This is a genomic window from Pseudomonas mucoides, from assembly GCF_015461845.1.
Classification (GTDB): domain Bacteria; phylum Pseudomonadota; class Gammaproteobacteria; order Pseudomonadales; family Pseudomonadaceae; genus Aquipseudomonas; species Aquipseudomonas mucoides.
Genome location: NZ_JACOPW010000011.1, coordinates 162,185 through 175,962, shown reverse-complemented (window position 1 = coordinate 175,962; position 13,778 = coordinate 162,185). Strand labels below are relative to the sequence as shown.

Here is a 13,778-nt window from a genome sequence, read left to right as displayed (position 1 = left end):
GACGCGTTGATCCAGTACTGGAACCCGGCGTTCGAGGCGCAACCCTTGTCGCCAACCTTGCACCGGATGTTCGAAGCTCAAGCCGCGCAACAGCCGAACGCCATTGCACTGGTCTGCGAAGGCAAGCAACTGACCTACGCCGCGCTCAACGCCCGGGCCAATCGACTGGCGCGCATGCTGCGGGAGCAGGGTGTCGGGCCGGAAGTGCGGGTCGGCATTGCCACCGAGCGGGCGATGCCGCTGGTGGTCGGCTTGCTGGCGATTCTCAAGGCCGGCGGTGCCTACGTGCCGCTCGATCCGCACTACCCGGCCGAGCGCCTGAGCTACATGATCGAAGACAGCGGCCTCACGCTGCTGCTGACCCAACAGCATTTGATCGACGGTTTGCCCTCTTGCGAGGGCGTGCAGGTGCTGATCCTGGAATCGCTGGAGCTGGACACCTTCAGCGACGACAACCTGCCGTCGCTGGCGGCCGCTGACAACCTCGCGTACGTGATCTACACCTCCGGTTCTACCGGGCGGCCCAAAGGCGCATTGCTCAGCCATGCCAACGTCGGGCGCCTGCTGAGCGCCACCGCCGACGAGTTCAACTTCGGCCCGAACGATGTCTGGACGCTGTTCCATTCCTACGCCTTCGACTTTTCGGTGTGGGAGCTGTTTGGCTCGCTGTGCACCGGCGGACGCCTGGTGATCGTGCCGCATGACATCAGCCGCGAGCCGCAAGCGTTTCACCGTTTGCTCTGCGATGAAGGTGTGACGGTGCTGAACCAGACCCCGAGCGCGTTCCGCCAACTGATGCCGATTGCCTGCTCCAGCCCGCGCAGCATGGCCCTGCGGCAGGTGATTTTCGGCGGTGAGGCCCTCGACGTCGCGAGCCTGCGACCCTGGTTCGAACGCTTTGGCGACCAGCAACCCACCTTGGTCAACATGTACGGCATCACCGAAACCACGGTGCACGTGACCTACCGTGCGATTCGTCTGGCCGACCTGCACGGCAAGGCCCTGAGCCCGATTGGCCTGCCGATCCGCGACCTGCGGTGGTACTTGCTCGACAGTCAGTTACAGCCAGTACCGGTGGGCGTTGCAGGCGAGTTGTATATCTCGGGCGCCGGCCTGGCGCGCGGTTATCACGGGCGTTTCGGCCTGACCGCCGAGCGTTTTGTGCCGAGCCCGTTTGACGCTTCCCAACGCCTCTATCGCAGCGGTGACCTGGCGCGCCAGCGTGTCGATGGCAGCATTGACTACCTTGGCCGCATCGACCAGCAAGTGAAGATTCGCGGTTTTCGCATCGAACTCGGCGAAATCGAAGCCGCGCTGCTGGCCCAACCGGGCGTGCGCCAAGCGGTATTAAACGTCCACAACGGCGACGGCGGAGCGCAGTTGTGCGCCTACGTGGTGGCCGAGCACACCCCGCATGACCCGATTGCCTGGCGCGACACCCTGCGCTCCGCGCTCAAGGTCGATCTGCCGGATTACATGGTGCCGAGCCATTGGTTGTTGCTCGACGCCTTGCCACTGACCGGCAACGGCAAGCTCGATCGCAAGGCCTTGCCCGCGCCGGATGCCGAGGACTGGCAACGTCCGTTCGAAGCCCCCGAAGGTGTCCTCGAACAGCAACTGTCGGCGATCTGGGCTGAGGTGCTGGGCGTGGCGCAGATCGGCCGGCGCGACAATTTCTTTGAACTGGGCGGGCATTCGTTGCTCGCCGCCCAGGCCAGTGCCCGTGTGGAACTGGAACTGGGCATCGAGCTGCCGCTGCGCGCGCTGTTCGAATCCACCGACCTGCAGGCTTATGCCGCCATGGCCGGGCAACACGCCCCGGCTGACAACGATGCACGTCTTGATGCGCTTGAGTCGCTTCTCGACGAGATGGAGATCAACTGATGGAACACACCACTGCCCAGCGTATCGCCAGCCGTTTCGCCGGCCTGCCCGCCGACAAGCGCCGCGAGTTTCTGAGCCGCATGCAAGAGCAGGGCGTGAGCTTCGGCCAATTGCCGATTCCGCCGGCTGCCGAGCCGCAAACGAGCTTTGAACTGTCATACGCGCAGCAGCGCCAATGGTTTCTCTGGCAGCTTGACCCGCAGAGCGCTGCGTACAACATCCCGGCGGCGTTGCGCTTGCACGGGCCGCTGAATGTCGCAGCGTTGCAGCAGAGTTTTGATGTGTTGTTGGAGCGGCATCAAAGCCTGCGCAGCCGTTTTATCGAGGATGACGGTCAAGTCGTTCAGACGCTGGCCGAGTTCACATCGCTGGCGATCGAACACATCGATCTGCGCGACGAACCTCAGGAACATCGCCTCGATCTCGCGATGAAAAGCGTCGAACAGGACATCGCTCGCCCATTCGATCTGCAACACGGGCCGCTGTTGCGGGTCAGCCTGTTGCAACTGGATGCCGAAGACCATGTGCTGCTGTTGACCCTGCACCACATTGTCACCGATGGCTGGTCGATGGGCGTGTTGGTGGAGGAGTTCTCCCGTCTCTACGCCGCGCATTGCCAAGGGCAAAACGCAGCGCTGGAACCGCTGCCGATCCAGTATTCCGACTACGCCGTGTGGCAGCGTCGCTGGATGGAAGCGGGGGAGTTGGAACGTCAGCTCAACTGGTGGCGTGACACGTTGGGCAGCGAACAACCGCTGCTGGAGTTGCCGACTGATCGCCCACGCCCGGCACAACCGAGCCAGCGCGGTGCACGTCTGGATTTCGCCCTCGATGCAAACCTGGCCAGCGGCCTGATGAGCCTGGCCAAACAGCGCGGCGTTACCCCGTTCATGCTGTTGCTGGCAAGTTTTCAGGCCTTGCTCTATCGCTACAGCGGCCAGTCCGACGTGCGCATCGGCGTGCCGATTGCCAATCGTAACCGTGCGCAAACCCGTGGCCTGATCGGCTTCTTCGTCAACACCCAGGTGATGCGCGCCGAACTGGACGGTCGCCTGCCGTTCAGCCAATTGCTCGACCAGACCCGCACCGCGTCGCTGGACGCCCAGGATTATCAGGACTTGCCGTTCGAACGTCTGGTGCAGGCGCTGCAAGGTGAACGCAGCCTCAGCCACAGCCCGCTGTTCCAGGTGATGTTCAACCACCAGCAAGCCAAACCGGCAGCGGTCAGCGGCTTGCTCGCCGGCCTGCGGGTCGAAGCGCTGAACGCCACGGCGCATACCACGCAATTCGACCTGCAACTGGACACGCAGGAGGAGGGCGACAAGCTGTTCGCCAGCCTGACGTATGCCACCGATCTGTTCGACGCCGAGCGCATCGAGCATCTGGCCCGCCACTGGCGCAACCTGTTGGCCGGCGTGCTGGCGAACCCGCAATGCCCGCTCGCCGAGTTGCCGCTGCTGGACGCCGACGAGCGTCTGCGCATTCTCGATGAACTCAATGACACCGCTCAGGCTTATCCGGGCGACGTCTGCGTACAGCGCCATTTCGAAGAGCGCGTGGCTGAAAACGGCGCGGCGACGGCGCTGGTGTTCCAGGGCCAGACCCTGAGTTACGCCGAACTGAACCTGCGCGCTAACCGCCTGGCCCATCACCTGCGCGCCCAGGGTGTCGGCCCGGAAGTGATTGTCGGGATTGCCTGCGAGCGTTCGTTTGAAATGGTGGTCGGCCTGCTGTCGATTCTCAAGGCCGGTGGCGCGTATGTGCCGCTGGACCCGGAATACCCGCGGGATCGCCTGAGCTACATGATCGAAGACAGCGGTATTTCGTTGTTGCTGACCCAGGAACATCTGCTGGCGCAATTGCCGACGCCCGATACCCTGCGGACCTTGTGCCTGCGCCCCGAGGCTGATTGGCTGAACGATCTGCCCGGCACTGATTTGCCTGCTTCTGATTTAAAGAGTCGGGCCGTCGGCGAAAACCTCGCCTACGTGATCTACACCTCCGGTTCCACCGGCAAACCCAAAGGTGCGGGCAACCGCCATGTGGCGCTGCATAACCGTCTGGAGTGGATGCAAGACGCCTACAACCTGCTGCCGACCGACCGCGTGCTGCAAAAAACACCGTTCAGTTTCGACGTGTCGGTGTGGGAGTTTTTCTGGCCTTTGACGCAAGGCGCCACGCTGGTCATCGCCGCGCCGGGTGAGCATCGCGATCCGCAACGCCTCGCTGCGTTGATCGTCGAGCAAGCCATCACCACGCTGCACTTCGTGCCGTCGATGCTTTCCGCGTTCATCGGCGCTGACGAATCTTTGGCCTGCACCTCGCTGACACGGATCATTTGCAGCGGCGAAGCGCTGCCAATGGAGCTGCAACGCCAGACGCTACGAAGTCTGCCGCACGCCAACCTCTACAACCTCTATGGCCCGACCGAAGCGGCCATCGACGTGACCCACTGGACCTGCGTGGAAGAAGGCCGCGACAGCGTGCCGATTGGGCGCCCGATTGCCAACCTGCGCGCCTGCATCCTCGACAGTGAACTGCAACCATTGCCACTGGGCGCGGTGGGCGAGTTGTACCTCGGTGGTGTCGGCCTGGCGCGTGGTTATCACCGTCGCGGCGCGTTGACCGCCGAGCGTTTCGTGGTCGATCCGTTCGGCAGCGGCGAGCGCCTGTACCGTACCGGTGACCTGGCGCGATATCGCACCGACGGCGCCATCGATTACTGCGGGCGCATCGACCACCAAGTGAAGATTCGCGGTTTGCGCATCGAACTGGGCGAAATCGAAGCGCGCCTGCAAGAACATGCCGACGTGCAGGAAGCCGTGGTACTGGCCCTCGACGGTCCGAGCGGCAAGCAATTGGTCGCGTATCTCGTGCCGCAGGATCGCGCACTGCTGGAGGCCACTGCCGATCAACAAGGCGCGTGGCGCGAAACCCTGAAAAGCCATCTGCTCGCGAGCCTGCCGGATTACATGGTGCCGGCGCAGACCGTGCTGATCGAACAAATGCCCTTGAGTCCCAACGGCAAGCTCGACCGCAAACGCCTGCCCGCGCCCACCGCGCACATCAGCCAACGCGCTTTCGAAGCACCGCGCAGCGAACACGAGCAAGTGCTGGCGCAGATCTGGCAGGACGTATTGGGCGTGGAGCAGGTCGGGCGTCAGGACAACTTCTTTGAATTGGGCGGTGATTCGATCATCTCGATTCAAGTGGTCAGCCGTGCGCGTCGTGCAGGCCTGAGCCTGCAACCCCGCGACTTGTTCCAGCAGCAGACCTTGCAAGCGCTGGCCGCGGTGGTCAAAGAGCACGCCGCGCCGCTGGCGCAACAAGGGCCAGTGGACGGTGTGCAAATACTCACGCCGATCCAGCGCTGGTTCTTCGCCGAACCCATCCCGCAACGCGCGCACTGGAACCAGGCCGTGTTGCTGACGCCGCGCGAAACCCTCGAACTGCCGCGCCTGCAAGCCGCGCTGCAACGCCTGCTCAAGCAGCACGATGCCCTGCGTTTACGCTTCAGTCAGGTCGAAGGCCAATGGTCGGCGCGTTATGTCGGGGCCGACAGCGCGGACGTGATCGACATGCTCTGGACCGCTCGCGTGGCCAGTGATGCCTCGCTGGAATCGGTGTGCGATGAAGCGCAACGCAGCCTCAGTTTGCAAGACGGTCCCTTGCTGCGCGTGGCGTTGATTGCGCAAGCCGATGGCTCCCAGCGTTTGCTCTTGGTGATTCACCACTTGGCGGTGGACGGTGTGTCCTGGCGGGTGTTGCTGGAAGATTTGCAGGCGGCCTACCTTGAGCAAGCGCTGCCGCCGAAGACCAGCGCTTTCCAGGCGTGGGCCGGGAAACTCGACGCCTATGCACGCTCCGAAGCAGCCACTGATGAACTGAGTTGGTGGCAGGCGCAGCTGAGCGTGGCGAATGATTGGTTGCCGGCGGCCAATGCCCACGCCAGTCAGGCCGGGCATCTGCGCCAGGGCGTCAGCATCGGTCTGGACCGTGAACAAACCCGCCAATTGCTGCAACAGGCGCCGGCGATCTACCGCACGCAAGTCAACGACCTGCTGCTGACCGCACTGGCCCGCACCCTCAGCCGCTGGACCGGCGACCAATCGGCGCTGATTCAGCTCGAAGGCCATGGCCGCGAAGAACTGTTCGACGACATCGACCTGACCCGCACCGTCGGCTGGTTCTCCAGCCTGTTCCCGGTGCGCCTGACGCCGACCGCCGACCTGGCGGGTTCGATCAAGGCGATCAAGCAGCAACTGCGCGAAATCCCCGGCAAAGGCATGGGCTACGGCCTGTTGCGCTACATGGGCGATGCGTCGACCCAAGCGGCACTGGCCGCGTTGCCGCAGGCGCGGGTGACGTTCAACTACCTCGGCCAGTTCGACCAGAGCTTTGCCGAGGACGCGTTGTTCACCCCGGCCCGCGAATCCAGCGGTGCCGCGCAATCGGCCGAGGCACCGTTGCCGAACTGGCTGTCGGTGGACGGTCAGGTCTATGGCGGCGAACTGAAGCTCGACTGGACCTTCAGCCGCGAATGCTTCGACCGGCGCGAAATCGAAGCCCTGGCGGCAGATTTCCGTATCGAACTGCTGGCGCTGATCGCCCATTGCCTGAGCGATGGCGCGGGCGGCGTGACCCCGGCGGACTTCCCGCTGGCGCGGCTGACCCAGGCGCAACTCGATGATCTGCCGGTGCCGCCGGCGCAGATCGAGGACGTGTATCCGCTGTCGCCGATGCAGGCCGGTTTGTTGTTCCACAGCCTGTATGAGGGGGAGTCTGGCGCCTACGTGAACCAGCTCAGCGTCGAAGTCCGTGGCCTCGACGCCGAACGACTGGGCCGTGCATGGCAAGCGGTGCTCGACACCCATCCGATCCTGCGCAGCAGTTTCCACTTCCCGGAGGGATTCGAAGCGCCGGTGCAGTTGGTCCATCGTCATCTGCACTTGCCGATGACCTGCCTAGACTGGCGTCGTCGTGGCGATCAGGCCGAAGCGTTGATTCAATTGATTGACAACGAACGCTTGCAACTCGACCCGACCCGGGCGCCGTTGATGCGCTTGACGTTGGTGCGACTCGACGATGATCGCCAACAACTGATCTACACCCACCATCACCTGTTGCTGGATGGCTGGAGCAATTCGCTGTTACTCAGTGAAGTCCTGCAGCGGTATGCCGGGCAAGCGGTGCAGGCGCCCACCGGGCGTTTCGCCGATTACATCGGCTGGCTGCAACGTCAGGACGCGCAGGCCGATGAACTGTTCTGGCGCGAGCAACTGGCCAACCTCGACAACCCGACGCTGTTGGCGCAGAGCCTGGCCCATGGCGGCGGTAAACACCTGTCGACGGCAGGGTTTGGCGACCATCGCCAGACGTTCGATGTTGGCACCAGCCAACGCTTCAGCGAGTTCGCCCGTCAGCAGAAAGTTACGCTCAACACTTTGGTGCAAGGCGCGTGGGCGCTGCTGTTGCAACGCTACAGTGGCCAGCGTAGCGTGGCGTTTGGCGCGACCGTGGCGGGGCGGCCGGTCGATTTGCCAGGGGCCGAAAGCCAGCTCGGGCTGTTCATCAACACCTTGCCGGTGATCAGCACGCCAGATGCGCTTGAAAGTGTCGGCCACTGGTTGACTCGCTTGCAGGCGCAGAACCTCCAATTGCGTGAGCATGAATTCACCGCCTTGGGCGACATTCAGCGCTGGGCCGGGCGGGCCGGCGAGCCGCTGTTCGACAGCCTGCTGGTGTTCGAAAACTTCCCGGTGGCCGAAGCGCTGCAACGGGGCGCACCGGCCGGGTTGAGCTTCTCGGTCCCGCAGAACCATGAACGCACCAACTTCCCGCTGACCCTGGCGGCGACTGCTGAACGCCAGCTCAGCCTGAACTGGAGCTATCAGTGCGCTCACTTCAGCGCCGAAGCGATTGTCCGCATGAGCGAGCATTTGGCCGCGCTGCTGTCAGCGATGGTCGCCGCGCCTCAGGCCGCATTGAGTGAACTGGCGCTGCTGACCGCGCCGGAACGCGCGCAACAATTGGTCGAGTGGAACCCTGCGTTCACCGCCACGGCAAACCCGCTGTGCGTGCATCAATTGATCGAAGCCCAAGCGGTTATCCGCCCGAACGCCACCGCGTTGATCTTCAACGACCTGGAACTGAGCTTCGACCAGCTCAACCGTCGCGCCAATCAACTGGCCTATCGCTTGCGCGCACTGGGCATCGGCCCGGAAGTGCGGGTCGGCCTGGCGATGCAGCGTTCGCCGGAAATGATCATCGGCCTGCTGGCGATCCTCAAGGCCGGCGGTGCTTACGTGCCGCTGGACCCGGCGTACCCGGCCGAACGTCTGCGTTATCTGATGGAAGACAGCGGCATTGCGCTGCTGATCAGCCAGTCGTGGCTGCGGGAAAAACTGCCGTTGCCGCCAGGTCTGCCAGTGCTGGAAGTCGACCGCGAACCGCTGGAATCGATGGCTGACACCAACCCGGTCAACCTCACCTGTGGCGACAACCTCGCCTACCTGATCTACACCTCGGGCTCCACCGGGCGGCCAAAAGGCGTCAGCGTGGCCCACGGTCCGTTGGCCATGCATTGCCTGTCGATTGGCGAGTTGTACGGCATGACCCCGGACGACCGCGAGCTGCAATTCGCCTCGATCAGCTTCGACGGCGCCCACGAGCGCTGGCTGACGCCGCTGGTGTTCGGTTCGGCGGTGATGCCCCGTGACGATGAGTTGTGGAGTGTCGAGCGCACCTGCGCCGAGATCGAAAAACACGGCATCACCATCGCCTGTTTCACCCCGAGTTACCTGGCGCAGATCGCCGATTTCATGGGCGAAGCGGGGCGTGACCTGCCGATCCGTTCCTACACCCCGTGTGGTGAAGGCATGGCCAAACATGCCTTCGATGAAGTGCAACAGGTGCTGCAACCGAAACGACTGATCAACGGTTACGGCCCGACCGAAACGGTGATCACGCCGCTGATCTGGCTGGCGTACCCGGATACCGAATTCGACTCGGCATTCATGCCGATAGGCCGGCCGGTGGGCAATCGCAGCGCCTATATTCTGGACGGCGGTTTGCAGCCGCTGCCGGTCGGCGTCGCGGGCGAGTTGTACCTGGGCGGCGAGGGTGTCGCCCGGGGTTACCATCAGCGTCCCGATTTGACGGCTGAACGTTTTGTGCCGGATCCGTTCGTGCAGGGTGCGCGTTTGTACCGCAGTGGTGACCTTGCGCGGTTCCGTGCCGATGGCGTCGTTGAGTACCTGGGCCGGATCGACCAGCAAGTGAAAATTCGCGGGTTCCGTATCGAACTCGGCGAAATCGAAGCCTGCCTGCTTGAACATAAAGGCGTGCGTGAAGCCTTTGTGATCGACCGCGACGGCCCGGTCAGTCGCCAATTGGTCGGTTACGTGGTGCCGCGTGATCCGCTCGCCGATGAGCAGGACCTGCGTGAAGCGCTGACGGCTCATCTGCGCAGCCGCTTGCCGGCACACATGCTGCCGGCGCATTTGATGTGCCTGGCGGCGTTGCCACTGACGCCGAATGGCAAGCTTGATCGCCAAGGACTGCCGGCGCCTGAGGCCACTCGGCAGCAGCACGATCACGTCGTCGCCGCGTCGCCGGCCGAAGCGCTGCTGGTGGAGATCTGGCAGGAACTGCTGGGGCTGGAGTCGGTGGGCGTCACCGAGAACTTCTTTGAACTGGGCGGGGATTCGATCATCTCGCTGCAAGCGGTGAGCCGTGCCGGGCAGCGCGGGTTGGTGTTCAGTCCGAAGCAACTGTTCGAACAACAGACGATTCGTGCGTTGGCCGTGGTGGCCAGCAGCCGTGAAGCGGCGTTGGTTGACGTGCCGACAGTCCCGGCGTTTGCGCTGGTGCCGCACATCGACGTTGCCGCCCGTGAAGGTCTGCAAGACCTGTATCCGTTGTCGCCGATGCAGCAAGGCATGTTGTTCCATTGTCTCGATTCACCGGAACTCAACCCTTACGTCAACCAGTTGAGCGTGGCGGTGGACGGTTTGCAGGTGCCGCGTTTCCGCGCGGCGTGGCAGATTCTGGTGGAGCGTCACGAAGTGCTGCGGGCGGCGTTCCGCTGGCGCGACGGCTTGGCCGATCCGCTGCAAGCGGTGTTCGCCGACGTCGAGTTGCCCATCGAAGAACTCGACTGGCGTGAGCGCAGCGACACCGAGCATGCGTTGCAGGAACTGGCCGCCGCGGAACAGGCCAAGGGCTTCGACCTGAGCTGCCCGCCGCTGATGCGCTTCATCCTGGTGCGCCTCGGTGATGACCGTTACCAGATGATCTGGATTTACCACCACTTGCTGCTGGACGGCTGGAGCGCCTCGCGTCTGTTGGGCGACATGCTGCGCCTGTACCACAACGACACCTTGCCGAGCCTGACCGGTCGCTACGCCGATTACATCGCTTGGCTGCAGCGTCAGGACGGAGCGCAGGCCGAAGGCTTCTGGCGCGAGCGCCTGGCATTGCTCGAAGAACCGACCATTCTGGCCAAGGCCTCGGGTGCCGCTGGCTCCGGGCACGGCGTGATGTACAGCAACCTCGACAGCGAGGCGACGCGCAAACTGCACACCTTTGCCAAGCGTCAACGCGTGACGCTGAACACCCTGGTGCAAGGTGCGTGGTTGTTGCTGTTGCAACGCCACAGCGGCCAGCGCAGCGTCGCGTTCGGCGCCACGGTGGCGGGGCGTCCGACCGGATTGGCCGGAGCGCAGGACATGCTCGGCCTGTTCATCAACACCTTGCCGGTGATCCAGACGCTTGATCCGCAACAGCCGTTGGGCGAGTGGTTGCGCGAGTTGCAGGACTACAACTTGATGGTCCGCGACTACGAACACACGCCGTTGTCGGACATTCAGCGTTGGGCCGGGCAGGGTGGCCAGGGTTTGTTCGACAGCATCATCGTGTTCGAAAACCATCCGGTGGACCGCGCGCTGCGCGGGGGTGAGGAAGGTGAGCTACGTTTTGCCGAGGTCGGCAGCGGTGGCGTGACCAACTTCCCGATGGACTTGATGGTCAGTGCCAACGAAGAAGGTTTGGAAGTCGAGTACCTGTTCCTGCGGGACCGCTTCAGTGACGTGGAAGTAGAGCGTATTCGTGCGCAGCTTGAAGGGTTGCTGCGTGCGTTGCCGGAAGATGCGACGTGTCTGCTCGGCACCATTGGCCTGCCTGAATCGCGTATCAGCCTGCCGCAAGCGTCGACCGACAGCGCCGATGTGTTGCACGCGTTCAATCAGCATGTACAGACGCAGCCACAGAAAATCGCCTTGATCTGTGAGGATCGGCACGTCAGCTATGCGCAGCTTGAGGCGCAAGCCAATGGGCTGGCGCAGCAGTTGATCGACCGGGGCATCGGCGCGGAAAGTCTGGTGGCGGTAGCGTTGCCGCGTTCCGAACGCACCATCATTGCGTTCCTCGCGGTGCTTAAAGCGGGGGCGGCTTACCTGCCTTTGGACCTGGCGTACCCGGCCGAGCGACTGGCTTATATGTTGAGCGATTCGGCCGCGAGTCTGTTGCTCTGCGACAGCGATCTGGGCGAACGGCTGCCGTTGGCGGATAGCCCACCACGCCTGCCGTTCGATCAGTTGCGCGTCGTCGACAACGCGGCGTGCCCGCTTTCCAATTCGTTGCCGGGGCATCTGGCGTACCTGATCTACACCTCCGGCTCCACCGGCCAACCCAAAGGCGTGGCCGTGGAACGCGGGCCGATTGCCCGGCATTGCCGCGACATTATCGAACTCTACGAACTGGCACCGCGCAGCCGTGAATTGCACTTCATGTCGTTCGCCTTCGACGGCGCTCAGGAGCGTTGGCTGAGTGTGCTGTTGGCCGGCGGCAGTCTGGTGATCCGCGAGGACACTGTGTGGACCCCGGAACAGACCCTGGAAGTGTTGCATCGTCATGCCGTCACCGTCGCCTGCTTCCCGCCGGCGTACCTGCAACAGATGGCCGAAGTCGCCGAGCGTCTGGGCAATCCACCAGCGGTCGAGGTGTATTGCTTTGGCGGTGACGCGGTGCCGGACGCCAGTTTCGAACAGGTCAAACGCGCCTTGCGTCCGCAGCGTCTGGTCAATGGCTATGGCCCGACCGAAACCGTGGTCACGCCGCTGTTGTGGCGTGCCGAGACCAGCGAAACCTGCGACGCGGCGTATGCGCCGATTGGTCGAGGCGTGGCCGGGCGTGGTGTGTACGTGCTTGATGCCGACCTCAATCCGTTGCCGGTCGGCGTCAGCGGCGAGCTGTACCTGGGCGGCGAATGCCTGGCGCGGGGGTATCACCAGCGTCCGGGCATGAGCGCCGAGCGTTTCATCCCCGATCCGTTCGAGGCCGGTGGCCGCATGTACCGCACCGGCGACCTGGTGCGCCAGCGCGAGTGCGGGTTGATCGACTACCTGGGACGGCTCGACCAGCAAGTGAAGATCCGTGGTTTCCGTATCGAACCGGGCGAGATCGAAGCGCGCCTGCGTGAGTGCGCGGGCGTGCAGGATGCCGCCGTGGTGGTTCACGACACACCGACCGGCAAGCAATTGGTCGGTTATGTGGTGGCGGCCGGCGCAGTCGGTCTGGATCGTCGCTTGAAGGCCGAACTGCAAGCGCAACTGCCGGATTACATGGTGCCGGCGCGGATCAGGGTCCTGGAGTGCTTCCCGCTGTCGGCCAACGGCAAGCTTGATCGTCGCGCACTGCCTGCGCCGGAATGGGCGCTTGGCGGCTATCGCGCGCCGCGCAACCCGCTGGAAACGGCGCTGACCGCGATCTGGCAAGAGGTACTTGGCGTGCCGCAAGTGGGCATCGACGACAACTTCTTCGAACTCGGCGGCGATTCGTTGCAGGTGCTCAAAGTGATTTCGCGGGTGCGCAGTCAGCCGCAATTGGGCTTTGAATTGAAGCTGCGGGATCTGATGCAGAAACCGTGCATCGCTGAGCTCAGCGACTATCAGTTGGCTGAACCGGCGACCGCACCGGACCCGTTGCTGGCGTTGAATGCACGGATCCCCAACGTGCCGGCGTTGTTCTGCCTGCACGCCGGTTTCGGCACGGTGTTCGACTACGAACCGCTGGCGCGACGCCTGGAAGGACGGCGCACGGTGTACGGCGTGCAATGCCGCATGCTGCTTGATCCGCAGTGGCAGGACGAGTCGCTGCTGGCCATGGCGCAAGCCTATGCGCAGCGGATTCGCGGTCAGCAGGCCAAGGGGCCGTATTACGTGTTGGGCTGGTCGTTGGGCGGTGCGTTGACGCAATTGGTCGCTCACGAACTGGAATCCCGGGGTGAAACGGTTGCGTTTGCCGGGCTGATCGACAGTTACGTGGCGGGCACGGCAGAAGCGGGGGACTGGCGCGAGGATCTGGGGGACTTCCTGAAGTTTGTGCTGGGGTTGCCGGCCGATGAGGCACAGGCATTGATCGCGCTGAAAGCCGCGGACTTGAACGAGCGTGAAGGTTCCAGCGCCGTGATCGAGGCGGTCATGCACGGCTCCAACGAACAAGCCACGTTGGGCGCAGGGGAACTCACGCAGATCTTCGCGACAGGTTCACGCCTCAAGCAACTGGCGCTGGCGCATCGGCAACTGCCGGTGATTCAAGCAGCGGCGCACCGCTGGTGGGTGGCCGAGCGCGAGGAGGAGCGTCGAGTGTTCGAGGCGCAGGTCGGCAGCCATGGTGTGGATCGCCTGTTGGCCGGCGGACATTACGAATTGCTGCGTAGCGACGGGTTGCTGGATGAGTTGGAAGACCTGTTGGAGCGTCGCAGGGTCATTGCATGACGTTTCTGTAGGCGCAAGGCGTGCCCGCGATGGCGATCTCAAGGGCGCTATCGCGGGCAAGCCATGCTCCTACATGTCCAGGTTCGATTATTGATCTCTCTGTTTAAAGGACTCATT

The 13,778-nt window shown here is 63.5% G+C and carries 2 protein-coding genes and 1 pseudogene; all 3 read left to right on the top strand.

Translation table 11 applies throughout. The features are described 5' to 3' along the window. Positions 1 to 66 precede the first annotated feature (66 nt). Positions 67 to 1,521 (top strand): annotated as a pseudogene (locus H8F22_RS33250) (amino acid adenylation domain-containing protein); the annotation flags it as partial. Further along, positions 1,495 to 1,884, top strand: coding sequence for a phosphopantetheine-binding protein (locus H8F22_RS33245; RefSeq protein WP_456107252.1), 390 nt, complete (start codon positions 1,495 to 1,497; stop codon positions 1,882 to 1,884). The pseudogene H8F22_RS33250 and the gene H8F22_RS33245, both read left to right, overlap by 27 nt. Then, on the top strand, positions 1,884 to 13,661 hold the full coding sequence (locus H8F22_RS30655) for a non-ribosomal peptide synthase/polyketide synthase (RefSeq protein ID WP_194941071.1): 11,778 nt from the start codon (positions 1,884 to 1,886) through the stop codon (positions 13,659 to 13,661). Before H8F22_RS33245 ends, H8F22_RS30655 begins: the two co-directional genes overlap by 1 nt. Positions 13,662 to 13,778: the final 117 nt, after the last annotated feature.